The following is a 24,287-nucleotide window of genomic DNA, read 5'->3' on the forward strand; positions in this document are numbered from 1 at the left end:
CCATGCCGAGACGGTGCGCGCCGGCCGGCGCGGCAGTGGCGGGCCGCTTGGCGCTGGTGCTCGCGGTGGCGGCGCTGGTGGCGGCCTCCTGCAACGGCGACGAGGCGACCCCGACCGAGCCCGCCGCCACGACGGCGCCGACCATCGAAGCCGACCCGCCCGCACCGCCCGACTCCCGGCCCCCCACCGCACCGGATCCCGGACCGGGCGCGGGCGGCGACGACCCAGCAGCGACGACCGGGGAGCCGACCGACGACGGTCCGGCGGATGGGGACGGCTCGGACGCACAGCCGCCACCGGCGGGCCTGAGCTCCGACATGGCGGATCGCCTGGCCTCGCTCCTCGACGAGCTGGCCCGGCTTGCCGGCGAGTGGGACCCGGCGGCCCGGGCCTCTCTCGCCGTCGTCACCCCCGACGGCACCCTGTACGGCTTCAACGAGAACCGCCAGCACATCTCCGCCAGCGCCGTGAAGCCGATCTGGACAGCAGCCGCGATCGACCTGGCCGGTCTGGCGGCGGTGATGCCGCTTGGAGCGGCCGCGCTCGTGCAGTCGGACAACTTCGCGGCCGGCGAGATCATCGACCTGATCGGCATCGACGCCGTCAACACCTGGAGCGCCGAGGCGGCGGGCACCACCGGCACCCATCTGGCCGCCTGGCACTTCGGGACCGACAGGGTTGCGCAGTCGGTGATCGACGGCGGCAGCAGGGCGAACCTCACGACGGTCGGCGATCTGGCGCTCTTCTACGCCGGACTGCGGCGCGGGGACCTGCTGGACTCCGACGGCTTCGCCTCCCTCGAGGAGTGGCTGCGCGCCACCGACCGCGGGTCGACCCCTGCCGGCACCGTCCGGGGCGCCCTCCTGGCCCGCCTCCCTGGCGAGGTGGCGACTGCGGCGATCCACAAGGCCGGCTGGCTGCTGCCGTACTGCTGCCGGGCCGAGGTTCGCCTCATGCTCGACGCGGGCGTGATCCCGCTGCCCGGCGGTTCCTGGTTCGCCATCGGCGCGGTCAGCGACCGGGGCGACTTCTACAACCTGTCGGTGCGCTGGGTCAGCCTGGCCTCCTGCCGGGTCTACGCGCTCCTCGCCGAGGATCCGTCGCACACCTGCGACCGCCCCGGCGACGGCGTCCCCCGCCCGGACCTGTGGCAGCAGCCACCGGAGCCGGAACCCGAGGACGATGACATCGAAGAGCCGGCGCCCGGGTCCGACGAGGCCGACATGCTGCCACTCGAGGACGAAGACGAGCCCGAGGAGCCGCCGGGGGAGGCCGATGATTCCGACCTGCCGCCGAGCGGCGAGGTGATCGAACGCGAGCGGAGCGACGCTCCGGAGCCCGAGCCCGACGAACCCGAGCCCGACGAACCCGAGGCCGGCGCCTAGCTGTCGAGCGTCTCGAACAGGTCGGGATCGCTGCGGCGCAGGCGGCGCCAGTTGGCCTCCCACATGGCGCCGATGAAGTTGTCGAGGTAGAGCCCCTTGCTGCGGACCACCTCGGCGATCGGCATCTCCTTGCCCCCGATCAGCTGCGCCTCGACGTGGCAACGGGCCGAGGACTCCAGAGTGATGGCCTTCACGGTGGCCAGCGCCAGCGTCTCGGCCACGATCACCACGCCGTGGTTGCCCAGCCACAGGACACTGCGCGTCCCCAGCGCGGCCGACATACGCGGCCCGTCCACGATGGGCCGGACGCCGTCGTCGAAGTAGTGCGCCTGCTCGTCGTGGAACAGGCAGGCGTCCGCTGAGTACATGCCCACCTCCGCGCCGGTGGTGCTCAGCACCTCCACGTAGGGCGAGTGAGTGTGGATCACCGCGCCGGCAGCGGGCCGGTCCCGCAGCATCTCGGCGTGGAAACCCACGGCCGGCGACACCCCGCCGGCACCGGACAGCACCGCGAAGTCCATGCTCACGTGCACGACGTGGGCGGGCAGTGTCTCGTCGAAATACCCCCACGGCGAGATCCAGAACGTCTCGGGACGGCCGGGGTCCCGCAGTGCCACCTGGCCGGCGACGCGGCTCTCGCAGCCACCCCGGGCCAACATGCGTCGCGCCGCGGCCACCTGGAACGCCGGGTGATCGACGTGCATGCCCATGCGCCGGAGTGTACGAGTCGCCGCCGATGGGCCCCGGAGCCGGGCGGCCCGGTCCGGCTGTGCCCCGATGGGCAGCCGACCATCGGTGGCGGGTACGATCACCGGCGGGCGCGGGCGAGAGGAGGGAGGATGAGCCAGAGCTTCGTCAGCGACTGGACACCCCCTGACTGGCTCATCCCGTGGATCTCACGCACCCACGTCGTGCTGTACAAGCTGACCACGGGCAAGATCGGCAGCCACGTGGACGGCATGCCCTGCATCCTGCTGCGCACCATCGGGCGCCGCTCGGGCAAGCCGCACACGGTCTGCCTCAGCTACCTGCCCGACGGCGACTCGATGGTCGTCGTGGGCTCCTTCGGCGGCGCCGAGTACAACCCCGCCTGGTATCACAACCTGCAGGCCAACCCCGAGGTCATCGTGCGCGACCGGGAGCGGGTTTTCTGGGCCACGGCCGAGACGCTCACCGGCGACGAGCGAGAATCCCTGTGGGAGACCCGCATCGCCAGCGCCCCCCGCTACGCCCGCTACCAGGAACGCACCGACCGGGAGATCCCCCTCGTGCGGCTCAGCTACTCCCGCCCCTACACGGGGTAGCGCCCCACGGCACGCCGCTCAGAGGGTCCAGCCGCCGCCCCTTCCCCGTCACTCCGGCGAAGGCCGGAGTCCACTGCCCGACGGCCGCGCGCCTGTGTCTGCCATCGAGTCCTGAACAAATCCCCGCGGTTCCGACCCGCTTGGCGGGCTCAGAGCGTCCAGCCTCCGTCCACGTCGAGTTTCTGGCCGGTGATGTAGCCGGCCCGGTCCGAGGCCAGGAAGCACACCGCCTCGGCGATGTCGCCGGCCCGGCCGAAATGGCCGAGTGCGATGCCGCCGAGGGCCTCCGCTTGGGCGCGCTCATCGACCTCGCCGGTGGCCATCAGGGTCTCGGCCATGCCGTCGGCCATCAGCCCCGGCCCGACGCAGTTGGCCCGCACCCCGTAGCGGCCCTCCTCCTTGGCGACCGCCCGCACGAGTGCCTCCACCGCCCCCTTCGGCACCGACGAGAGGGAGTCGCGCTTGGGGAACCGCTCGGTGGCGCAGGTCGTGACCGCCACGAGAGACCCACGGGCAGCACGCAGATGGGGCAGAGAGGCATGCACCAGGTTGTAGAACGCCAGGATGTCCCCGGTGCACTGGCACCAGAAGCGCGCCGGTTCGATGCGCGCCACGTACTCCATCGACACGTAAGGCCCTGAGGCGTAGACCACGGTGTGCAGCCCGCCGGCGGCCGCCTGCTCGACGACCACCGCCACCGCGGCCGTGTCGGAGAGGTCCAGCTGCACGGCGCGCGCCTGTCCGCCCTCGGCGTCGATCTCGGCCACCAGAGCGGCCGCCCGTTCGGCGTTGCTGTTGTAGGTGAAGGTCACCTCGGCGCCGCGGGCGGCCAGCAGCCGGCAGACGGCCGCGCCGATGCCGCCGCTGCCGCCGCTCACCAGCGCCGCGCCCACCCTGGGGGCGAAGTCCCGCGGCTGGAGCGACTCCGGGGCTGGCGTCCCCGTCATCCCGTCATCGTGGCGGAAGCGGCGGCTCTAGGAGTGTGCCGAGCAATCCACGGGCAGCGCCGGTCGGGTGTCAGGTCCTGGATTCCGGCCTTCGCCGGAATGACGTGTCGGGGCGTCTCGAGCATCGCGCAGCAGTCTCCTAGGCGGCCGTGCGAGACCGTGGCAGCGTCTCGGCCTCGCCTTCCTCGCCGAACAACTCCCCCGGATCGATGTCGTCGAGAAGCCCGCCGAACGGACCGTCAGGGCCGAACAGATCCTGCAACGGCCCGTCGGGGTCGAACAGACCGAGATCGGTGTCGCCCTCCTCGAAGCCCCAGAACCCGCCGAGCGATCCGTCGGAATCGAGCAGCTCTGCGAGATCGTCCAGAAGCTCGGGGAGCACTTCGGGGTCGCTGAGCAACTCCCCGATCCACTCCAAGAGCCTCACCAAGCCTCCGAGAGAGAACCGCTCGAGGGCACCGCCGAATGGGCCCGGGCCGTCGCCGCCGAAGGGGCCGTAAGGGTCGTAGGGCGAGGGGACGGCGTGGTCATCGTCGCCGTCGAATCCGAATTCCGGCCAGGGCGCTGAGGGCAACGGATCGCCGTCGGGGAACGGTGCATACCCGAACCACCCCGGACCGCTCCCCCAATCCCATCCGAACGGCCGGAGGGCGTCGAGCTCGCAGTCGCCGCCACAGGCGAAACAGGCACCCGTCGAGCCCTGGCCCCACGGCGACCGGCTCTCTGCGCACCAGCCGGTCCCGGGTTCTGCCCAGCCGAACCACTCTCCCGCTTCGGGCCCCCCTCGGCCGTCCGGGAAGAAACGGCCGCCTTCGGGAACCGGCGGGGCGGCCCAGCCACCCCAGCGGTCGAACCCGTCGAACGGCGGCCAGGCACTGCCGGGGCCTCGGCGATAACACAACTCGATCCACCCGCCGCGAGGGCCCATCCTCACCGTGCAACCCTCGCCGTCGAATCCCCGGCGAGGCGCCGCGCCGAAACGACCCTCGGCCGCCCCGGAGTCCGCCCACTTGCGGGCGTCCCCGCCGTCCCGCAATCCCGGCTTCCCGCGCCATCCGTCGGCCGCGCCGGAGTCCATGGGGCCTCGATGCCCGCCAGCAGGGGAGTCGTACCTCGACTTCGTCCCCGCGGCGTCACCGTCTTTGCCGTCTAAGTCGCCGCCGCCGTCGACATGCTTCGAACCTTCGTAGGCATACCACCCCTGCTCGTCACCCAGTCCCTGCTCACGCCGGTCACCGTCGTCGCGGTCACGCCCGTCGTCGAAGATCGAGTAGATGAACACCGAGAGGACCGACACGCCTGCCACGCCGACCGCCACCGCCGCGGCTTGCGCTGCCCGCCATCGCCACGACCGGACGGGCCGCACCGCGGTGTACCAACTCGTCGCGACCCCGGGCTCAGCCGGGTCGGCCTCCGCCGAGCCCGCAGCGGGGGAACCGGCCGGGGCCCTGCCCGGGTCCTCCTCGGCACCTTCCGCCTCGCCCGCGCCTTCCGCTGAGCCGTCGTCGCCGTCGGCCACGTCGACAGCGCCGGAGTCACCCGTCGACGGTTCGCCCGTCTCCGAGGCAGCCCCACTGACAGCCAGCGCCGACGCCTCCGCCTCGCCGCCCGAAGGATCCCCCGAACTCTCCCCAGAACCCCGCCGACCCTTGCCGAATCTCCAGAGTCTCACCACTGCCCGAGCCTCCTCATCGCCTCGACCTCAACACGAAGTGTACGAGCGCAGCCTCCGCCGGCTCACACCAGATCACTGGCTGCACCCATGACTACCGTCCGAGCAACTCCGTGATTCTCGCCTTAAGACGGTCCCTCCTAGCATCATAGTAGCTGCCGAAGTCAGCCATTGAATCAGATATCTGTCCCAACAGGTACTTCTCGCGATACATGTTGCTTTCTACGGGGTCAGCAATGGTCGCAGATAGCCATTCGACTGGCATCTTCGTGCCCTTCTCAGTATTGACGGGACCTTCAAGTAATTGGAGGTTGGCAAGCTGATCTTTTTGTATCTGGAAGTCGCCAATCTCATCCTCCGCGACACCGGCCTCTCGAAGCGATCGATCCTTGAATCGTGCCGAAGGAAAGATGTGGTCAATGTGAAATTGATTACGGAGATCGACGAATGGGAATAGTAAGGACAACAGGGCGAACGTTAGCCTGCCTCCATATTTCATATCCGCCAACTCCTCTATTTCCTCGTCATCAAAAACGAGCGACCTACCTCGTCGTGACATTGCTTCACGAATCAGCGACTCAGAGAAGGCATCGCTCCCACCTTCCCGTATGGCTTCTCTAAGGCTGGTCAGCAGAGTGTCCAGACCACTGCCCCAGACGCCGGTCTTGAGCAGGCTCCGGATGAGCCATTCGCGGATGATTCGCCGGTCACCCTCAAAATGGCTGTGCCTCAGATAGACGACATCCGGATCTTTCTTGTGGAGATAGTAGGCAATTGGCAGTATGGCGTTGTGGGCGGTCAGATTCTGACCATTGAAACCAAAAGATTCTACAAGTTGTACTGTCAATGTTAGCGCAACTCTGATGCTGTCCCAGGTATCTTCAAACTTGGCCATGTTCTCTCGATTGAAGTTATCCACTCGGAAGCCGACACTGCCAATCTCACTCAGCATTAGTCCAGCCTTTAGCACCAAGTCCTTGGAGAACGTAAATCCTGCACCTATGCCGTTTAGTTCATCAACCAGTTTGTGTATTTCCTCCCGGGCATCATGATTCGTCCACTGGGCCACTGCGATCGAGAGGAGAAGGTCTGAATGAGACAACACGGTGGCCCCATCGTTCATCCGAATGAAGATCTGGAGAGCCTTGTCCAGCTCTTGGCCCTTCTCCTCGTAATAGGCCACTAGATGCTTCGAATGTACAATTTGATACAGTCTGTCGAGCGTCTCGAAAGCGGGATCTACTAGCTCTTGCGGTAGCCGAGCATTCAGCCACTTCGACGCAGCAGGTCCTGCGTTTGGCATCGAGAGAATCTCTCCTACCCGAAACCAACATTGCCCATCTCGGTGCACTTGGACCTGCTGTTCGGTCAAGAACCGGAACCGATATCTAACCCCCTCTTCCTCATCGTCATCCGGTTTCCAGAGCAAGTCGAGATGAAGCTTCTGTTGGGGGAATGCATTAGGATTGTTCCTCCAGAGTCTCGGAAGCTTCCGAGCCATGCTGCCCCTTAGACCAATATTGAGAGCGGTCAGTCGTTGTTGGCCGTCGAGCACCGCGGTCAGCTGGCGATTGTGCATCTCCGGTAGGGGTGGACAGTGAGGGTTGTCGCGTTCGTGATAGTTGAGGACGAAGTCAAAGAACTTGAACTTGCCGCTGTTCTCTGGATTGACTCGCCAATAGAGAAACGTCCCAAACGGGTAGCCTTGCATGAGGCTATCAAAGAAGCGATAGATTTGGCCCGGCTGCCATACGAATTCACGCTGTATAGCAGGCAGTACAAGAGCGTGACGATGAATCTCGTCAAGGGTGTCCTTGATGGTCTGGCCGGTCCGGTACACAACACTCCTCTGGATCGTGGTCAGCATCTGGCCCGTTGCCCGCCCACCAGACTGGCATGGCGGTGCGAAGGGTGCTGCCGACACCGGAGTCTACGTCCCGGCCACACACTGGCGAACAGGTCTCCGAGGGCTCTACCCCGGGTGGGGGCGGATCACTCCACTCCGACGCCGCTCGCCACCGGGCGCGCTCCGGCAGCCCTGGATCTCAGAGTGGCGACATTCTGACAGCTCAAGCGACGCCGGACGTCAGCCGGTGATCGCCCTCCTCGCCATTTTGCTGATCTGGGGCTGGGCGAAGGTCTGCTCTGACGGGCCTTCAAGCGTTCTACCAGCGATGGCTGTGAGGGTACGGCTTGACCACGGGATTCATTGCGCGACTGTCAAAACACTTGACGAGTGTCTAACCTCTGGCGCGATGACAACCAGCACGCCGCGCCAACACCGCTCTTCCGCGGCTGCAATCATTGACGCAGCCGAGGGGATGGCGGCCATCTTCGATATCGCTGGAGCGATGCATCCGGGCAACGAGCAGCACCCAGACCCGTGGATCGCGGCCCGCGACGACATTGCGGAGGCCTGGCAGGAGACGGGCGAACTGCTCGGATGGGCTATCAACGCGTGCCCCGACCGTCCTGATCCCATCGGTTCGCCGCCCGCATGACAGCCGATCTCCCCGTCAAGGCGGACGACGGGGGCGAGACGAGTTCCGACGAATCCGCCCAAGTCGTCAGCAGCACATCGTTGGAGAATTTCGCAGGTCCGCTGCCTCCGCCCAACGTGGTGGACGCGTACGGGGACATCAACCCCGGATTCCCGGAGAGAATCTTCGCACTCACCGAGTCATCCTTGGCACACCGCCAGGCAATGGATCGCGGGCGCTCGCGGCGCTCAACCGTTGGTCTCGTCGCCGGTGTCGTCATCGCCTTGTCATTCCTGGGTGTCGCCGCGTGGTTGATCAACGGCGGCCATGGCGTATTCGGAACGATTCTGGGTTCGGTCGATCTCGTCGCCCTGGTGTCGGTGTTCGTGTTGGGACACCGCAACGGCTCACGCCGCGGACGCCAAGCCGACCAGAGTCACAGCTAGCCGGCGGTCCAGCAGGAGTCCTGGATCTCGGCGTGGCGCTGGCGGAGAGGCTCGGCGAACAGGTCGTCGGTCCAGATGTAGAAGCGGCCCTCCAGCAGGCCGTCGTGGAGGATGGCGGCGGCCTCGGCCGCTGATTTGGCCCGGCCGAACTGGGCCTCCAGCGCCTCCTGACGGCCTTCGGCCATCCTCTCGTCCCACGACTCCCGCTCCGGGAGCGGCTCGCCGGGGTTGCGGAGCTGGTCGGGGCGGTTGCGCGCCGAGCTGGTGATGCGGGTCCGCACCAGACCGGGGCAGAACGCCGCGACCGTGACCGCGCTGTGCTGCTGGGCCAGCTCGGCGCGCACGGTCTCGGAGATGGCCACCACCGCGTGCTTCGAGGCGTTGTAGGCGGCCAGATTCCCGACGACCACATGGCCCGCCGAGGATGCCGTGTTGACGATGCGGCCAGCGTCGCGGGCCAGCATGTGCGGCAGGAAGACCCGCAGGCCGTGAATGACGCCCCACAGGTTCACGCCCAGCACCCACTCCCAGTCCCGCGTGGTCATCTCCGCCGTGGGCTTCTGGATCCCCACGCCGGCGTTGTTGAAGAGCAGGTCCACGCGGCCGTGACGGTCCAGCACCGCCGCGGCGAGGGCGTCCATGGAGGCGGCGTCGGACACGTCGATGGGCACGGCGGCGGCCTCGACGGCGGCGGCGGTCAGTTCGGCGGCGGCCCGCGCCAAGGCGGCCTCTTCCACGTCGGCCAGGACGAGGCGGCAGCCAGCGGCGCCGAACCGGTCGGCGATGCCTCGGCCCAGGCCGCTGGCCGCGCCGGTGATCACCGCTACCTGTCCCTCGAAGGGGCCGCCGACTGCCGTCTCCGGTCCCCCGCGGTTCACGACGGCGGCCCGGTCACGCCCACTCCTGCGCAGCGACCCGCCCGCGGGCCTCTCAGCATCTCCCGACGACTCCGGGAGGCCGACCCGGGGGAGGCCCTGCCACAGCGACCCGGCGCGGCCGTCTCAGCATCCCTTGTAGTTCATGACCGCCGTAAGCACGTGGTCGATACGCACCAGGTCGGCTTGGTCGGCCATCACGGAGGCGATGTCCTTGTAGGCCATCGGTGACTCGTCCACGAGGCGCTCGGCGCGGTCGCGCTGCCAGGCGCGCCCGGACATCGAGGAGCGGAAATCGTCGATGGAGAGCTCCTGCTTGGCCCGCTTGCGGCTCATGCGCCGCCCCGCTCCGTGCGCCGCCGAGGTGTAGGAGTCGGGGTTGCCCAGGCCGGTGACGACGTAGCTGTCGGCGCCCATCGAGCCGGGGATCACGCCGCGGTCGCCTACCCCGGCCCGGATGGCCCCCTTGCGGGTGATCCACATCGAGCGCCCGTCGTGGGTCTCACGGGCGGCGTAGTTGTGGTGGCAGTTGATGCGCTCCCGCTCGACAGGCCGACGGCCGACGGCCCGCCCGAGGGCCGCCAGCAGGGCGTCCATCATGATCTCGCGGTTGGCGAAGGCGTAGCGCTGCGCCCACAGCATGTGCTCGACGTAGCGCCCGAACTGCTCGTCGGTCTGCAGGAAGTACGCCAGGTCGCGGTCCTCCAGCGAGCGCTGCAGGTCACGGCACAGGCGGCGGGCGCCGTCGATGTGGCCGGTGGCCAGCCGGTTGCCGATGCCGCGGCTGCCCGAGTGCAGCACGCACCAAACCCGCTCGTCGCTGTCCAGGCTGACCTCCACGAAGTGGTTGCCGCCGCCGAGGGTGCCGAGCTGCGGGCCGACCTTGGCGAGATCCTTGCCTCTCAGCCCCTCGGAGTGCGGCAGCGGGTCGCCCGCCAGCCAGCGCTCGGCGGCCTTGGTGGTGCGTGGATGGGCGGCGAACCCGGCGGGGATGGCCTGCTCCACGTCGGCCAGCAACCGCTCGAGGCTGTCGGGCAGGTCGGCGGCGCCCAAGTCGGTGCGCACCGCGATCATGCCGCAGCCCAAGTCGACCCCGACTGCCGCGGGGATGATCGCTCCCTCGGTGGGGATGACCGAACCCACCGTCGCCCCGATGCCCACGTGCGCGTCGGGCATCAGCGCCACCGGTGCCGAGACGGCGTCGCAGCGCGCCGAGGTCAGCGCCTGGCGCAGCGTGCCGTCGTCGATCTCGCTCGCCCAGTTCCGCACCAGCTCGCGCTCGGCGGCGGATGCCTTTCCTATTCGTTCCATCGGGAAACCTTCTTCTGCATCGTCGTCCGACCGGCTGTGCAGCGCTCGCTTTGCTGCCCGCCGGGGAATCTCCTCTACAACAGATCACCCTGCCAGAGCCGGTCGGCGAACGCCGCGGCCGGAACGATGTCGATCTCGTCGGCGGTTCGCCGCGGCCGAGACTCCAGGCAGACCACGGACCTTGAGACACCAGGGTGCTCCTCAGCGAGCGTGCGGAGCCCCTTGAGACGGTCGCCGGTGACTCGGGTGCTCGCCTTCGCCTCGATCGCCAGCCGCATGTCGCCAACCACGAAATCTACCTCGATGCCGCTGGGGAGCCGCCAATAGGTCAGATGCTCGTCGAGGCCCCGGTAGGAGATGAAAGCGGACAGCTCGTGGAAGACCCAGTTCTCGAACGCTTTGCCGTAGGCGTCCGAGCCTCATCGGAGTTCTCCCCGCCTTCCCAGACGGTTCACGACCCCCACATCCTCGAAGTAGAGCTTCGGCGCCCCGGCCAAGCGTCGCTTGGCCCGACGTTGCCAGCGCGGCAGCCACCGGGCGAGCAGCGTGTCGGTGAGGATGCCGAAGTACGCCTTAGCCGTAGGCCCCGACACCCCGCACTCGCGAGCGATGTTGGAGTAGTTGACCGAGGCGCCGTCGCTCAGGACGCCGGATCAGGCAGGGAGAGCGCCCTTCCAAACATAGACTTTAGTTTATCATGATAATCTAAAATGACAGTTTAGCCGTCTTGGTTCTGCGACGGTGGCGACCGATCGAATCCGCCCCAGGCGCCAACTCCCGCGTCGCTCGACGGGACGAGGCCTCCCACCCGGTGCCGCGCCGCGTCTCACGCCCGGCCCATGACGCGGGTTACCGCTACCTCGATCACGCGCCGGTCGGGTCCGCGATCGCTCGGGGGCCGGTAGCGACGGGCGTAGCGGCTGACGCCCTCGGCGCAGCGGTCGGGATCCGCGGTCACCACCGCGGTGCCTTCCAGCGCCAGCCAGCGCCCGCCGTCCACCTGGCACAGGGTCACCGGCGTCGGGCCGGCTGCCTCCAGCAGCCGGACTTTGCGCGCGCCGGCGAAGCTGATGATCCTCGCCAACCCGGTCTCGCCGTCCCATGTGAACCCCACCGGCGTCACGTGCGGGGCACCATCGGGGCGCGGGACGCTGATTGTCGCCAGGTGGCGCTCTGTCATGAACAGCTCCGCCGCCGAGGGCAGGGCATCGGGTCTCCACGCCATGGGTGAGTCCTCCTCCGGCCGCAGACGCCATCTCAGCGTAGGGGCGGCCTCGTGCCACACGACCCGGCCCTCGACTCGGGGCGCGCGGCGCGCTCGCGGCGCGCCCCGTGGCACCAGACCTGGCCCAGGCGCGTCACGCCGACCCGAGCGGCCCGATCGCCGGCCACCGCGCAGGCATCGTTCCCGCCGGGGCGGCGAATGACGGCGGGGCGACGCGCACCGGAGCGATGCCCGGCCGTTACGGTATGGGCCGACGCCTCGACCTCCCCCGGAGCCACACCACGACCATGGGCCTGTTCCGCGACACCAACACGCTGGATCGTCCGTTCGCCCGCAACGAGATCGTGATGGCGACCGAGGACCTCCCCGGCGTCCCGGCCCGGACGACCGGCAAGGTGAAGGTCGTGAACGGCGTCACCTGGCGGCGCTACTGGGTCTTCTTCGAGAACGGCGTCCACCTCGGTTCCCTCGACAGCCACGAGTTGGTGCGCCCCGAGGACTGGGGCCACTTCCTCGCCGCCCGAGCCGAGCGCGAGGCCGCAGCCGCGGCCGCCGCAGCGGCAACCGCAACAGGCGCCGACGACGACACCGCAGCCGCAGCCAGCGCCGACGACGACAGCCCCAACGCCCGCCTCCGCGCCATGGTCCCCGAGTACTTGCTCGAGAGAAGCGCAGCAGCCAGAGCCCGCCTCAGCGCCTGAAGCCCGCTACTCCTACACCAACGTCACGAGCTTCGAGATCACGCGCCGCGAGCGGATCGCCGAGGTGCCAGCGTTCGCCAGCGATTTCGCGGCCGCCGGAAGCGTCAAGGGCCGCTCGTCCAGGGACGACCCCCAAGGCTGTCGCTCTGTGCTAGCTGCCCAGCCGCCGCCGGTCGTCCCCGTAACCCCACCGACACGGGACGACCTCCCCGGTCGTCACCACTAGGCGCCGAGCGCTGTGATCGGTACCACGGCCACGCCGTCGGGACGCTCGTAGACGTAGCCAGCGGGCGTAATGACCAGCAGCGCGGCGGGCGGGCCTGCCACAGCGGTGTCCACCGAGTCGGCGAACCTGCGCAGCGAGTGGGCCGCCGCGTCCACAGTCTCGGGGGAATGGGCGAGTTTCACCTCCGCGGCGATCCATTCTCCGCTGTAGCGTCGCCGGATGATGGCGTCCGCCTCGAGACCGTTGTCGAGGCGGCAGTGGTAGATGCCGCACTCATTGGCGTCACCGTAGATTCGCAGGTCGCGCACCACGAGCGACTCGAACAGCAGGCCGCATGCCTCCAGATCCGCCATCAGGTCGTCCGGGCCCGCCCTCAGTGCGGCCGCCGCCAGCGAGGGGTCGACGAGATGCCTCTTGGGCGACTTGGTGAGGCGCGCCCGCGAACGCAGGTGCGTAGGCCAGGCGACGAGATCCTCCAGCAGAAACAGTCGGGTGAGGGCGTCGAGGTAGCCGCGGACCGTCTGATGGTTGAGCGGGCTCTCCGGGTCAGCGTCACGAGCGAGTCGCGAGTTGGGCGCGGTCGTGGCGGTATTGCGCGCCAGCGACAGGAGCAACTTCTCGACAAGCAAGGGGTTTCGCCCGCGCCCGCTCTCGCCGTTGACGTCCAGCCGTCGGACTTCGTCCAGATACTCCCGGAGACGGTCCCCGGCGAACCGTGGAGACTGCCCCAACAGCCAGGGCCACCCTCCGACGCACAGCGCCTCGATCACGTCGTCGAAGGTTGCGTCACTCGCCCCGGCGGCTCCGGGCGCGCCGCGCAGCAGCAGATCACCGAGCGCCACCGAGCCACTCGACAGGCCCGACTCACAGAGTGACATCGGGCGCAGCCTCACCCGCGCAATACGTCCCGCGCCCGAATGGCGGGTGATGTCATCGGTCGGGGCGGACGAGCCGGTGAGAATGAACCGTCCCGGCTCACTCGACCGGTCACAGGCATGGCGGACGTGGTTCCAGATCTCCGGCGCCAGCTGCCACTCGTCGAGCAGCCTCGGCGGCTCGCCGCGCAGCACCGCCGGCGGGTTCACGGTCGTGAGCCGCCGTGCCGTGGCGTCGGCATCGAAACGCACTGCGCTGCGGGCATGGCGCAGCGCCGCCCAAGTCTTGCCGCAACCCTTCGGACCTTCGACGAGCACGGCGCCGACCGACGCCAGGCGCTCGGCCACGGCGCGGTCCGCGAGGCGAGGCAGATAGCCCTCCGGGGTGAGGGTTCCGCCCTCTGATGACGGGGCTGTCGTCATGGCCGTCGCTTCCTGGGTGATCGCTCTCGCTCGAGCCCGCCGAGATGGTCGCTACATGGCGGCGCGTGGAACTCAGTGTAGCGATTACGGAGTCGTGAATGTAGGGATTCCGTGACGTTCAGTGTAGGGATTGCGGAGTTCTCAGTGTAGGGATTACGGGGGCGGGGTCTGCCGGGACGGTGCGATCACGCCCGACCGGCCACCGAACGAACGGCCGCTCCGAACTCGCGTCCGAGCGGGTCAGGCGACGGCGGCTACCTGGACGGTTCGGCCGGTCTTGGCGGACTCGGCTACTGCGAGGGCTCCGGCTAGGGCGGAGAGGCCGGCGGCTCCGTCGACGGTGGGGTGGCCGGTGCCGGCGATGGCGGCGCGGAAGCCGTCGGCGACGATCTCGTAGAGGTCGCGGCGGCCGGGGACCTCGATCTCGTTCGTCTCGCCGTTGGCGGTGCGCCAGAGCGTGCCGGCCGGTTCTTGGGCGAGGACGCCGACGCCTCGCACAGAGGCCTCGGTGCCGATGACCTCCACGCTGGTGGGGCGGTGGGTCACCGTGTATGCGTCGTGGGTCTGTACCGGGACGTCGTCGAAGCGCAACGCGGCCATGACCGCATCAGGTGGGCCGCCGTCGCCCGGAGCGGCCCACGGCCCTTGGCGGACCGCAATGGCCGCAGCCGCCGTGGCGGTGGTGCCCAGGACGGCCTGCGCCACCGAGACGCTGTGGGTGGTGAGGTCCAGGATGGCACCCCCGCCGACCGGGTCGTGCAGGCGCCAGGCAGGAGGCCGCTCGGAGATCATGATGGTGAAACCGAGACGCACCGCCAGCGGCACCCCGAGGGAACCGGACGAGACGAGCCGCTGGATCGTGCGGAGCGTTTCGGCGCCGGGGAGATGGTGGTTGATCGCCAGCACGACCCCGTGACGCTCGGCGGCGTCGATCATCCGGCGGCCGTCGGCGACGGTCAGCGCCATCGGCTTCTCGCACAGCACATGCTTGCCGGCGGCGGCCATGGCGATGGTCTGGGGGGCGTGGCGCTCGTTGATCCCGGAGATGAAGACAGCGTCGACGCCGGGCCAGCCGCACGCCCGACCGAAGTCGTCGGTCGAATGAGCGATCCCGTTCGCTGCGGCGAACTCAGCGGCCCAGGCCGCCGCGGAGCTGTAGACGAACTCCACGGAGTCCCCGCCGGCGCGGAGCGCCGGCAGGACCCATCTCGCCGCGATGTTGCTGGCGCCGATGAGTCCCCAACTCAGCGGCGGGGCGGGATTCACCGGATGGCCATCGCGGCGGCTTCGAGGGTCTGACGTCGCCGCAGCCGGCGGCAGCGGCCCAGACGCCTCATAGGAACATGGCAGGATCGGCGTCGAAGGCCTTCTTGCAGCCGGGGGCGCAGAACCAGTAGTCGGCACCGGCGTGGTTGGAGTGGTACTTGGCGTCGGCCACCAGCACCGTCATGTTGCAGACCGGGTCGACCGCCGTCGCCGGCGCCTCGGGCACGGCCCCCCAGCGGGACAGCTCGCCGGAGGCTCGACGCGCCACCAGGTCGGCCATGATCGCCACCGCCAGCTCCCGGTTGCCGAGCCGCCCCAGGTCGAGTCCCGCCGGGGCCTGGATCCGGGCCAGTTCCTCCTCGGCCACTCCCCGGCCGCGCAGGTTCTCGGCCACCGCGTCGGCCCGCTTGTGGCCGGCGACCAGCCCCACATAGGCGGCGTCGGTGACCAGGGCCGCCTCCAGCGCCAAGTCGTCGTAGTGCCCCTGCGTCGCCACGACGATCGCCGACCCCACGCCCACGCCCAGTCCGGAGAGATCCAGGGTGGTGCGCACCAACTCGGGCAGCGGATGCTCGTCGGCAGAACCACCGTCATCGATCACGGCGACGTCCCACTCCAGCGCCCGGCCCATCAGCGCCAGAGCAGCAACGGCCGGCGAGCGGCCGATGACCACGAGCTGCGGGCGGGGCGGCACGGGTTCCAAGTAAACCTCCAGGGCACCGTCATTCTCACACGCCATCGGCACCGAGTACGTACCCCCCGGCCCAGCACCGACGTCCCCGGAGCCACAACCGGCTCCTAGGGTCGCCTCCTCCACCTCCACCGGAGCACCGGACGGATCCTCCACATCCCCCAGCAGCAGCAGCCGCGGCTCGCCGTCCAGCAGCGCCTCCCGCGCCTGAACCACAACCGTCGGCTCGGCACAAGCGCCACCCAGCCAGCCCCGAACGGTCCCGTCGGCCAGGATCACCGCCTTCGACCCCTGCTGCCCCGAAGAAGGCCCCCGCCGCCACACCACAGTCGCCAGCACGAAAGGCACCCGAGCCTCAGCCAGAGCAACCGCCTCCCGCAGCACGGACAGGGTCACCGCGCTAGCCCCGCAGCAACCCGACCGCGGAGGCCGGAGTCTGGATTCCGGCCTCCGCCGGAATGACGAACTGGGTTGGCCGCAGGCACACGAGGGACGCGATTTCGGGGGGACGGCGCCGGATCGATTTCGCCAGACGATCCGCCGACGGCCACCGGCGGCCCCGGCCCGGACACTGCGGACCCGACCGGACAACGCCGATCCCCGCTCGGACAGCCCCTTGTTACGAGGCCGATTCGAGGGCGTCCCAAACCCGGTCGGGCAGCACCGGCATGTCGATGTTGCGCACGCCGAGGTGAGCCAGGGCGTCGATGACGGCGTTCACGTACGCAGCCGGTGAGCCCACGGTTGCCGACTCCCCCACACCCTTGGCCCCGATGGGATGGTGCGGCGAGGGCACGCAGGTCTCCAGCAGCTCGAAGCGGGGGGTCTCCCAGGCGGTCGGCACCAGGTAGTCCATGAAGTTGGAGCCGATGCAGTTGCCGTCGTCGTCGAAGGTGATCCACTGCATGGAGCTCTTGGCGAAGCCCTCGGTGAGCCCGCCGTGGATCTGGCCCTCCACGATCATGGGGTTGATGCGCACGCCGCAGTCGTCCAGTGCCACCATCCGGTCCACCTTCCACACGCCGGTCTCGGCGTCCACCTCGACGACCACGATGTAGCTGCCGTAGGGGAACGTGAGGTTCGGCGGGTCGTAGTAGCTGACGCCTTCGAGGCCGTGCTCGAGGCCCTCGGGCATGTTGGTGTAGGCGGCGAAGGCCACGTCCTGGATGGTCACCGACCGCTCCGGGGTGCCCCGCACCGAGAAGGTGCCGGCCGCCAGGTCGATGTCGGCCTCGGCGGCCTCCAGCAGGTGCGCGGCGATCTTGCGCCCCTTGTCGGCCAGCTTGCGCGACACCATCGACGTGGCCCCGCCGGCGGTGGGCGTGGAGCGCGAGGCGTAGGTGCCCAGGCCGTAGGGCGTGTTGTCGGTGTCGCCGTGTACGACCTTGATGTCGGTCACGGGGATGCCCAGCTCACTGGCCACGATCTGGGCGAACGTGGTCTCGTGCCCCTGGCCCTGGGTCTTCACGCCCAGCTTCAGGATGGCCTTGCCGGTGGGGTGTACCCGCAGCTCGGCCGAGTCGAACATCTTCAGCCCGGCGATGTCGTAGGTGCGCGACGGCCCGGCGCCGACGGCCTCGGTGAAGTGGGCGATGCCGATGCCGATCAGCCGCCCCTCCTCCCGCGCAGCCGCCTGCTCGGCCCGCAGCTCCGCGTAGCCCACCTCGTCCATGGCCTTGCGCATGGCGGTGTGGTAGTCGCCGGAGTCGTAGGTGAAGCCGGTGGGCGTGGTGTAGGGGAACTGGTCGGAGCGGATGAAGTTCAGCAACCGGAACTCGGCCGGGTCCATGCCGATCTCGTAGGCCGCGGTCTGCACGAGGCGCTCGATGAGGTACGAGGCCTCGGTGATGCGGAACGAGCAGCGGTAGGCCACGCCGCCGGGCGCCTTGTTGGTGAACGCCCCCCGGCAGGTGACGTGCGCCGCACCGAAGTCGTAGGACCCGGTCACCACATGGAACAGGCCCGCCCGGAACTTCGTCGGCTGGGCGTCGGAGTAGAAGGCGCCCTGATCCGACAGAACGTCGGCTCGCAGCGCCAGGATCCGCCCGTCGTCGTCGAGCGCCAGCTCGCCGCGCATGTGGTAGTCACGCCCGAAGCCGGTGGAGATGAGGTTGTCGCTGCGCGACTCGATCCACTTCACCGGCGTGCCCAGCAGCAGCGAGGCCGCCGTGGCCACCACGTACCCCGGGTAGATGGGCACCTTGTTGCCGAAGCCGCCGCCGATGTCCGGCGAGATGATGCGGATGTTCTGCTCGGGCAGCCCCGCCACGATGGCGAACAGCGTCCGGTGGGCGTGCGGCGCCTGCGACGTGAGGTACACGGTGGCCTGGCCGGTGACGGAGTTGACGTCGGCCACGATGCCGCAGGTCTCCAGCGGCGCCGGGTGCGAGCGCGGGTAGAACGTCTCCAGCGCCACCACTCTGGCGGCGCTCGCGAACGCCGCATCGGTTGCGGCCTGGTCGCCGCTTTCCCAGGTGTAGGCCAGGTTGTCGGTCTGGCCCTCCTTCTCGTCGCGGATCACCGGGGCGTCGGCGGAGAGCGACTGCTGCGGTCCGGTGACCGCGGGCAGCATCTCGTAGTCCACCTCGATGAGCGTGGCCGCGTCGGCGGCCACGTACGGGTCGGTGGCGATCACCGCCGCCACCTCCTGGCCCTGGTAGCGCACCTTGTCGGTGGCGAGCACCGCCTGGGTGTCGCCCGACAGGGTCGGCATCCAGGCCAGGTTGTGGGCGTCCATCAACTCGCCGGTCACCACGGCGACGACCCCGTCGACGGCCGAGGCCGCGGCGGTGTCGATGCCGCGGATGCGGGCGTGCGCCACCGGCGAGCGGTGGATGGCCATGTGCAGCATGCCCGGCAGGACCACGTCGTCGAGGAAGTCGCCCTGGCCCTCGATGAGCCGGTCGTCCTCGCGCCGGAGGACGCTGTGTCCGATACCGCCGATCTCCGGCGGGGTGGAGAGGTCCGGGGTGGCGGTCATTGTGCTCTCCCTTCGGCCGCTGCGGCCTGAATGGATTTGACGATGTTCATGTATCCCGTGCACCGGCAGAGGTTGCCGGAGATCGCCCAGCGGATCTCGTCCTCGGTGGGGTCGTCGTTGGACTCCAGCAGGGCGGCCCCCACGAGCATCATGGCCGGCGTGCAGAAGCCGCACTGCAGGCCGTGGTTCTCCTTGAAGGCCTTCTGCACGGCGTGCAGCTGGCCGTCGGCCTTGAGTCCCTCCACGGTGGTGACCTCGTGGCCGTCGGCCTGGGCGGCCAGCACGGTGCAGGCCTTCACGGGCACCCCGTCGAGCAGCACGGTGCAGACGCCGCAACTGGTGGTGTCACAGCCGATGTGCGTGCCGGTGAGGCCCGCCGTCGTGCGCACGTAGTCCACGAGCAGCTGCCGCGGCTCCACGTCGTGGGACTGCGGGGTGCCGTTGATGGTGACGCTGATCTCCATGTCTGATCTCCTCCTCAGCCGGCCTGCGCCTGCGCCAGGGCCGCTTCGAGGCCCCGCCGGGCGTAGACCCGCACCACGTTGCGCTTCCATTCCGCCGAGCCCCGCACGTCGCTGCGCGGCTCGGATGCGGCGGCGGCCGCCTCGGCGGCGGCGGCGAACAGGTCGTCGCTCGGCGCCTCGCCCACCAGCAGGGCCTCGGCGTCGGTGGCCTTGCGGTTCACCGGCGCAACCGACGTCATGGCGATGCCGGCGGCGCTGATGGTTCCGTCGCCGTCGAGTTCGAGGTGGGTCGCCACCCCGACGGTGGCGTAGTCGCCGACCTTGCGCTCCAGCTTCATGTAGGCGCCCCCGGAGGCGCCCGACGGCACGGGGACGTGCACCTCGGTCACCATCTCGCCGGGGGCGAGGCTGTTGGTGAAGAAGTCCACGACGAAGTCGCCGATGTCGATGGCTCGTTCGCCGCCGGGCCCGGTCGCCACGACCGTGGCCCCCGTGGCCAGCAGCACCGAGTTCCAGTCGCCCTCGGGGTCGCAGTGCGCCACCGAGCCGCAGACCGTGCCCCGGTTGCGCACCAGCGGGTCGGAGATCCAAGGAGCGGCGGAGGCGACCGCGCCGCCGGGCCACTCCGAGGCCACGATGTCGGCGTGGCGGGCGGTGGCGCCGATGCGCAGGCGCCCGTCGGTCCGCTCCAGCGTGTCGAGGCCCGCGATCTCGTTGATGTCCACGAGCAGCGACGGGGCCGCGAACCGGAGCTTCAGCATCGGTATCAGGCTCTGGCCCCCGGCCAGGATGCGGGCGTCCTCACCTCCCTCGGCCAGTGCGTCGACGGCTTCGGCCACGGAGCGGGCCACCGTCAAGTCGAACGACGGCGGGTACATGGCAACCCCCTATCGAGCCCGCCGGAGCGGGCGTCAGTGTCCGGCGATACCCCTGGTGGCTCAGGCCGCCCGGCGAGGCCTCCAGTACCTGCGGACTGTAGTCGTTTTGTCCAGTGGGCGTGATCGCGGGGTGTGACGCCCAGGTGACGAGCCGGCGCAGTCTGCGGCCCGGCTGCGACGCGACGAGTGCGGCCGCAGCGGCGGGACGAGACGGGTGCGGAGTACGGTTGGGGAGACACCGGTGGGGCGCGCCCGCCGATCCCCTCCGGGAAGGACCCGCGCGGAGGGATCGCAGGGGATTCCTGACAGCGCGGCGACGTACAGGAGAGGGGAACAGGTGGCCGAGCACGTGACCGGGGCCGGAGCGCTGCTCGGCGAGTGCCCAGTTTGGGAGGGTGAGGCCGGGGTACTCTGGTGGCTCGACATCGAAGGGCGCAACATCCGTCGCTACGACCCGGCCGGCGACGCCGAGCAGGTCTGGCCGATGCCCGACAAGCCCGGCTCGATGGCCCTCTGCGGCGACGGGCGGCTGCTCGTGGCGATGCGCAACAGCGTCGGCTGGCTGGACCCCGGCGACGGATCGTTCACGCACTGGCTCGATCTTGAGCCGGGTCAGGCGTCCAACCGGATGAACGACGGGCGCTGCGACCGGGTTGGACGCTTCTGGGTCGGCAGCATGCACGATCCCGTCACCGAAGGGATCTTCACCGGGCAACTGCACCGGATCGACACGGACGGCACGCACATCGTGCTGCGTGAGGGCGTGGGCGTCTGCAACGGGCTGGCGTTCTCGCCCGAGGGTGACCGCATGTACTTCTCCGATTCGATGCGCCGCACGGTGTGGCGCTACCGCTACGACCCCGAGACCGGCACCGCCGACGATCCGGAGGTGTTCTCCGACTGGTCGGGGCTCCCGGGCGTGCCCGACGGCGCGGCGGTGGACGAGACCGGCTGCTACTGGTCAGCGTGCGCGTTCGGCTGGTCGCTCGCCCGTCTGACGCCCCACGGCGAGATCGACCGCATCGTGGAGTTGCCCGTGGAGGTCCCCACGATGCCGGCCTTCGGCGGCACCGACCTCGACACGATCTTCATCACGTCCATCGGCCCGGGAGGCAACTTTCCGCTGGAACCGGGCCAGCCGCAGGCGGGCGGCGTCTTCGCCGTCGACGCCGGCGTGAGCGGCCTGCCGGAGCCCCGCTTCGCCGCCGGAGCCTGAACGCCGACCGCCCCGCTAGGTTCACGCCCGGCGCGGCCGCGCGCCGCCGCAGCACGCCGCCGATCGACGAGCAGGAGAAGACATGGCCCGCTGGCTCAAGACAGGAATCGCCGAGGACCTCAAGCGCGCCCGCGATGACCAGGTCCGAGACACGGTGACGAAGATCCTCGACGACATCGAGCGCCGCGGCGACGAGGCGGTGCGGGAACTGTCGCTCCGCTTCGACAGCTGGGACCCGGCGGACTTCCGCCTCAGCGACGACCAGATCGCCGCCGCCCTGGAGGAGATCCCCGGCGAGACCCTCGACGATGTGCGCTTCGCCCAGACGCAGATCCGCAACTTCGCCCAGATCCAACGGGACGCCCTGCAGGATGTGGAGGCCGAGACGCTGCCAGGGGTGATCCTGGGGCACAAGAACATCCCCGTCGGGTCGGTGGGCTGCTACGTGCCCGGCGGCAAGTACCCGCTGGTGGCATCGGCGCACATGTCGGTGGTGACGGCCAAGGTTGCGGGCGTGGAGCGCATCGCGACCTGCGCCCCGCCGTTCCAGGGTCGTCCCTCCTCCGCCATCATTGCCGCCCAGCACCTCGGCGGGGCCGACGAGATCTACTGCCTCGGCGGCGTGCAGGCGGTCGGCGCCATGGCCCTGGGCACCGGCACGATGGCGCCGGTGGACATGCTGGTGGGTCCCGGCAACCCGTTCGTGGCCGAGGCAAAACGGCAGCTGTTCGGGCGCGTCGGCATCGATCTGCTGGCCGGGCCGACCGAGACGCTCGTCATCGCGGATGACACCAGCGACGGGGAGATCTGCGCCACGGACCTGCTGGGCCAGGCCGAGCACGGTCCCACGTCGCCGGCGGTCCTGCTGACCACCTCCGAGGAGCTGGCGGTCGCCACCATGGCCGAGGTGGAACGGCAGCTGGAGATCCTGCCGACCGGCGAGATCGCCGGGACGGCCTGGCGCGACTACGGCCAGGTGATCGTGGCCGACAGCGACACCGAGATGGTGGGCCTCGCCGACGACATCGCCTCCGAGCACGTGCAAGTCATGACGGCGGATCCGGACTGGTTCGCCGAGCGGCTCACGAACTACGGGTCGCTGTTCCTGGGCGACCGGACCAACGTGTCCTACGGCGACAAGGTCATCGGCACCAACCACACGCTCCCGACCCGCCGGGCGGCCCGCTACACCGGCGGGCTGTGGGTCGGCAAGTTCCTGAAGACCTGCACCTACCAGAAGGTGCTGACCGACGAGGCCTCGGTGCTGCTGGGCGAGTACTGCTCGCGGCTGTGCGCCCTGGAGGGCTTCGCCGGCCACAAGGAGCAGGCCGACATCAGGGTACGGCGGCTGGCGTGAGCGGCGACGGCGACGGGGCCAACTCGGGGAGCCTCCCCGGCCGCGGCCTGCGCCTGGACGGGCAGCAGGCGCTCGTGACCGGCGCCGGGCGGGGAATCGGCCGGGCGTGCGCCGAGGCGCTGGCGAAGGCCGGCGCGGAGGTGACGCTGCTGAGCCGCACCCGCAGCGAGCTGGAGCAGGCCGCGGCGGACATCGAGGCCAGCGGCGGGCGGGCCGACGTGCTGGTCTGCGACTGCACCGACGCGGCTGCCGTCTCCGAGGTGATCGGGGGGGCGCCCGGCCACTGGGACGTGCTCGTCAACAACGCCGGCACCAACCGGCCGCAGACCTTCCTGGAGGTCACCCGCGAGGCGTTCGAGGCGGTGATGCAAATCAACGTCACCGCGGCCTTCTTCGTGGCGCAGACCGTGGCCGCCAAGATGACCGCCGGCGGCGAGGGCGGCAGCATCATCAACATGTCCTCCCAGATGGGTCATGTGGGCGGGGCGCGGCGCTCGGTGTACTGCACCTCCAAGCACGCCATGGAGGGCATGACCAAGGCCATGGCCATCGACCTGGCGCCGCACCGCATCAGGGTCAACAGCGTGTGCCCCACGTTCGTGCTGACCCCCATGACCGCCGCCTACTTCGAGGACGAGGCCTTCCTCGCCGACACCCTGGGGCGCATCCCGCTGGGCCGCCTCGCCCAGGTCAACGACGTGACCGGCGCCGTCGTGTTCCTGGCCTCGGACGCCTCGGCCATGATCACCGGATCGGCCCTCAAGGTCGACGGAGGCTGGACCGCCGTCTGAGGCCCGCCGATTGCCGAGCGGCCCTGCGACGGCTGCATCAAGAGGTCTGTCTAACATTGTCTATCGCTATCTAACAAAATCCAGTAGACATTGTTAGACTGCTCGGATGGACCCGGCATGGCAGGTCAGGTCGGGCGCGGGTCAGTTGGGGCTGGCGGGTTGAAGAGCCGCTTGATCCAGGACAGAAAGTCCTGCACTGTCTGATTGGCGGGGTCGAGGTCGCGGGACGCTATTCCGAGCCAGATCGGGCGTGGGCGTTCCTGTGCGGCGAGCCAGGCATGCACCTTCGCTCTGGTCGTTCTGTTGGGCGCGAAGCGGCGGTGCTCGTCGGGGATGTCGTCAATGTAGGTCTCCGCTCGAGGCCAGATGGGGTCGCCCGTCGGGATCATCAGCGCCGCAAAGTCCTCGATCTCGCCTCGCCGTTCGTTGTTCGGCATGATCCAGACGCCAACTCGGATGTCGCCGGGGATCACGGTGCCGCCCGGGTCGGCGGCCTTCGGGGCGAAGACGCCAGCGCTGTGCAGCCGGTCGGCGATCGACCGCCATCTGGCGACAGGGCTCGAGTCCGCGTCGACGACGATGCCCAGAGCTTCCAGTCCTCGTGCCCCGAGATGGTTCCGGATGGACTTCAGCAGCGCGTCGATGCCGCCCTTTGGCTCCGTCGCGAAGTTGCGGTCGAGCCCCTCCCGGTCGCAGAGGCGGCGGATTACGTGTTCGTCGTCGTTGCCTTCGACGAGCAGAACGCGAGTGACCGCGTCGGCTGGCGCGGGCACG

23 protein-coding genes and 1 pseudogene are annotated in these 24,287 nt (G+C 69.4%); 8 read left to right on the top strand and 16 right to left on the bottom strand.

The features are described from left to right. The first annotated feature begins 2 nt into the window (after positions 1-2). Positions 3-1,385, top strand: coding sequence for a serine hydrolase (locus OXG55_07470; GenBank protein MCY4103081.1), 1,383 nt, complete (start codon positions 3-5; stop codon positions 1,383-1,385). Here OXG55_07470 and OXG55_07475 read toward each other — a convergent pair. Next, positions 1,382-2,095, bottom strand: a complete 714-nt coding sequence (locus OXG55_07475; protein MCY4103082.1) for a class II aldolase/adducin family protein — start codon at positions 2,093-2,095, stop codon at positions 1,382-1,384. The genes OXG55_07470 and OXG55_07475 overlap by 4 nt on opposite strands. A 129-nt stretch (positions 2,096-2,224) precedes the next feature. Between OXG55_07475 and OXG55_07480 the strand changes: the two genes are divergently transcribed. Beyond that, on the top strand, positions 2,225-2,689 hold the full coding sequence (locus tag OXG55_07480; protein MCY4103083.1) for a nitroreductase family deazaflavin-dependent oxidoreductase: 465 nt from the start codon (positions 2,225-2,227) through the stop codon (positions 2,687-2,689). Between the two features lie 149 nt (positions 2,690-2,838). On the opposite strand, the gene OXG55_07485 is transcribed toward OXG55_07480, so the two are convergent. The 3 genes from OXG55_07485 to OXG55_07495 form a co-directional block, all read right to left on the bottom strand. Continuing rightward, positions 2,839-3,636 (bottom strand): SDR family oxidoreductase, encoded by a 798-nt coding sequence (locus OXG55_07485; GenBank protein MCY4103084.1) that lies wholly within the window; start codon positions 3,634-3,636, stop codon positions 2,839-2,841. 139 nt (positions 3,637-3,775) lie between these two features. After that, a complete protein-coding gene (locus OXG55_07490; protein ID MCY4103085.1) occupies positions 3,776-5,308 on the bottom strand; it encodes a hypothetical protein in 1,533 nt (510 codons plus the stop codon). Positions 5,309-5,402: 94 nt separating this feature from the next. Continuing rightward, positions 5,403-7,175 carry a DUF262 domain-containing protein gene (locus tag OXG55_07495; protein MCY4103086.1) on the bottom strand — a complete coding sequence of 591 codons (1,773 nt, stop codon included), beginning with the start codon at positions 7,173-7,175 and terminating at the stop codon, positions 5,403-5,405. A 388-nt stretch (positions 7,176-7,563) separates the two neighbouring features. Between OXG55_07495 and OXG55_07500 the strand changes: the two genes are divergently transcribed. Then, positions 7,564-7,809 carry a hypothetical protein gene (locus OXG55_07500; GenBank protein MCY4103087.1) on the top strand — a complete coding sequence of 82 codons (246 nt, stop codon included), beginning with the start codon at positions 7,564-7,566 and terminating at the stop codon, positions 7,807-7,809. Beyond that, a complete protein-coding gene (locus OXG55_07505; protein ID MCY4103088.1) occupies positions 7,806-8,234 on the top strand; it encodes a DUF2335 domain-containing protein in 429 nt (142 codons plus the stop codon). Before OXG55_07500 ends, OXG55_07505 begins: the two co-directional genes overlap by 4 nt. On the opposite strand, the gene OXG55_07510 is transcribed toward OXG55_07505, so the two are convergent. From OXG55_07510 to OXG55_07530, 5 genes and pseudogenes are all read right to left on the bottom strand, one after another. Beyond that, positions 8,231-9,055, bottom strand: a complete 825-nt coding sequence (locus OXG55_07510) for an SDR family NAD(P)-dependent oxidoreductase (protein MCY4103089.1) — start codon at positions 9,053-9,055, stop codon at positions 8,231-8,233. The genes OXG55_07505 and OXG55_07510 overlap by 4 nt on opposite strands. A gap of 180 nt (positions 9,056-9,235) precedes the next feature. Then, positions 9,236-10,420, bottom strand: a complete 1,185-nt coding sequence (locus OXG55_07515; protein ID MCY4103090.1) for an RtcB family protein — start codon at positions 10,418-10,420, stop codon at positions 9,236-9,238. Between the two features lie 74 nt (positions 10,421-10,494). Beyond that, positions 10,495-10,818, bottom strand: a pseudogene (locus OXG55_07520) (AAA family ATPase). 21 nt (positions 10,819-10,839) lie between these two features. Further along, on the bottom strand, positions 10,840-11,013 hold the full coding sequence (locus OXG55_07525) for a hypothetical protein (protein MCY4103091.1): 174 nt from the start codon (positions 11,011-11,013) through the stop codon (positions 10,840-10,842). A 233-nt stretch (positions 11,014-11,246) separates the two neighbouring features. Further along, entirely contained in the window at positions 11,247-11,645 is a 399-nt protein-coding gene (locus OXG55_07530; protein MCY4103092.1) for a pyridoxamine 5'-phosphate oxidase family protein, read from the bottom strand. 107 nt (positions 11,646-11,752) lie between these two features. Between OXG55_07530 and OXG55_07535 the strand changes: the two genes are divergently transcribed. Continuing rightward, the gene (locus tag OXG55_07535) at positions 11,753-12,346 is read left to right on the top strand and encodes a hypothetical protein (GenBank protein MCY4103093.1); all 594 of its coding nucleotides are present in this window, start codon (positions 11,753-11,755) and stop codon (positions 12,344-12,346) included. Positions 12,347-12,568: 222 nt separating this feature from the next. Here OXG55_07535 and OXG55_07540 read toward each other — a convergent pair whose 3' ends face one another. The 6 genes from OXG55_07540 to OXG55_07565 form a co-directional block, all read right to left on the bottom strand. Further along, complete coding sequence (locus OXG55_07540) at positions 12,569-13,870, bottom strand: DUF4143 domain-containing protein (protein ID MCY4103094.1); 1,302 nt, start codon at positions 13,868-13,870, stop codon at positions 12,569-12,571. A 240-nt stretch (positions 13,871-14,110) separates the two neighbouring features. Next, entirely contained in the window at positions 14,111-15,136 is a 1,026-nt protein-coding gene (locus OXG55_07545; protein MCY4103095.1) for a Gfo/Idh/MocA family oxidoreductase, read from the bottom strand. 67 nt (positions 15,137-15,203) lie between these two features. Beyond that, positions 15,204-16,223, bottom strand: a complete 1,020-nt coding sequence (locus tag OXG55_07550; GenBank protein MCY4103096.1) for an XdhC family protein — start codon at positions 16,221-16,223, stop codon at positions 15,204-15,206. Positions 16,224-16,446: 223 nt separating this feature from the next. Next, positions 16,447-18,807 (bottom strand): aerobic carbon-monoxide dehydrogenase large subunit, encoded by a 2,361-nt coding sequence (locus OXG55_07555; protein ID MCY4103097.1) that lies wholly within the window; start codon positions 18,805-18,807, stop codon positions 16,447-16,449. Continuing rightward, a complete protein-coding gene (locus tag OXG55_07560) occupies positions 18,804-19,271 on the bottom strand; it encodes a (2Fe-2S)-binding protein (GenBank protein ID MCY4103098.1) in 468 nt (155 codons plus the stop codon). Before OXG55_07560 ends, OXG55_07555 begins: the two co-directional genes overlap by 4 nt. A 14-nt stretch (positions 19,272-19,285) precedes the next feature. Continuing rightward, a complete protein-coding gene (locus OXG55_07565; protein ID MCY4103099.1) occupies positions 19,286-20,149 on the bottom strand; it encodes an FAD binding domain-containing protein in 864 nt (287 codons plus the stop codon). A gap of 337 nt (positions 20,150-20,486) precedes the next feature. Between OXG55_07565 and OXG55_07570 the strand changes: the two genes are divergently transcribed. From OXG55_07570 to OXG55_07580, 3 genes are all read left to right on the top strand, one after another. After that, a complete protein-coding gene (locus OXG55_07570; protein ID MCY4103100.1) occupies positions 20,487-21,365 on the top strand; it encodes an SMP-30/gluconolactonase/LRE family protein in 879 nt (292 codons plus the stop codon). Between the two features lie 82 nt (positions 21,366-21,447). Continuing rightward, a complete protein-coding gene (gene hisD, locus OXG55_07575; GenBank protein MCY4103101.1) occupies positions 21,448-22,722 on the top strand; it encodes a histidinol dehydrogenase in 1,275 nt (424 codons plus the stop codon). Continuing rightward, on the top strand, positions 22,719-23,513 hold the full coding sequence (locus OXG55_07580) for an SDR family NAD(P)-dependent oxidoreductase (GenBank protein ID MCY4103102.1): 795 nt from the start codon (positions 22,719-22,721) through the stop codon (positions 23,511-23,513). The genes hisD and OXG55_07580 overlap by 4 nt, the downstream gene beginning before the upstream one ends. A 125-nt stretch (positions 23,514-23,638) precedes the next feature. Here the strand turns inward: OXG55_07580 and OXG55_07585 are convergent, their stop codons facing one another. Then, positions 23,639-24,286, bottom strand: coding sequence for a hypothetical protein (locus OXG55_07585; protein MCY4103103.1), 648 nt, complete (start codon positions 24,284-24,286; stop codon positions 23,639-23,641). Position 24,287 lies beyond the last annotated feature (1 nt).

This window comes from bacterium, from assembly GCA_026708055.1.
GTDB lineage: Bacteria > Actinomycetota > Acidimicrobiia > Acidimicrobiales > CATQHL01 > VXNF01.

Excerpts from the sequence above, each read along its gene's own strand:
- OXG55_07530 (MCY4103092.1), bottom strand. The coding sequence starts at position 11,645 with ATGGCGTGGAGACCCGATGCCCTGCCCTCGGCGGCGGAGCTGTTCATG.
- hisD (MCY4103101.1), top strand. The coding sequence starts at position 21,448 with ATGGCCCGCTGGCTCAAGACAGGAATCGCCGAGGACCTCAAGCGCGCC.
- OXG55_07560 (MCY4103098.1), bottom strand. The coding sequence starts at position 19,271 with ATGGAGATCAGCGTCACCATCAACGGCACCCCGCAGTCCCACGACGTG.
- OXG55_07515 (MCY4103090.1), bottom strand. The coding sequence starts at position 10,420 with ATGGAACGAATAGGAAAGGCATCCGCCGCCGAGCGCGAGCTGGTGCGG.
- OXG55_07500 (MCY4103087.1), top strand. The coding sequence starts at position 7,564 with ATGACAACCAGCACGCCGCGCCAACACCGCTCTTCCGCGGCTGCAATC.
- OXG55_07475 (MCY4103082.1), bottom strand. The coding sequence starts at position 2,095 with ATGGGCATGCACGTCGATCACCCGGCGTTCCAGGTGGCCGCGGCGCGA.
- OXG55_07480 (MCY4103083.1), top strand. The coding sequence starts at position 2,225 with ATGAGCCAGAGCTTCGTCAGCGACTGGACACCCCCTGACTGGCTCATC.
- OXG55_07495 (MCY4103086.1), bottom strand. The coding sequence starts at position 7,175 with ATGCTGACCACGATCCAGAGGAGTGTTGTGTACCGGACCGGCCAGACC.
- OXG55_07555 (MCY4103097.1), bottom strand. The coding sequence starts at position 18,807 with ATGACCGCCACCCCGGACCTCTCCACCCCGCCGGAGATCGGCGGTATC.
- OXG55_07470 (MCY4103081.1), top strand. The coding sequence starts at position 3 with ATGCCGAGACGGTGCGCGCCGGCCGGCGCGGCAGTGGCGGGCCGCTTG.
- OXG55_07540 (MCY4103094.1), bottom strand. The coding sequence starts at position 13,870 with ATGACGACAGCCCCGTCATCAGAGGGCGGAACCCTCACCCCGGAGGGC.
- OXG55_07565 (MCY4103099.1), bottom strand. The coding sequence starts at position 20,149 with ATGTACCCGCCGTCGTTCGACTTGACGGTGGCCCGCTCCGTGGCCGAA.
- OXG55_07505 (MCY4103088.1), top strand. The coding sequence starts at position 7,806 with ATGACAGCCGATCTCCCCGTCAAGGCGGACGACGGGGGCGAGACGAGT.
- OXG55_07485 (MCY4103084.1), bottom strand. The coding sequence starts at position 3,636 with ATGACGGGGACGCCAGCCCCGGAGTCGCTCCAGCCGCGGGACTTCGCC.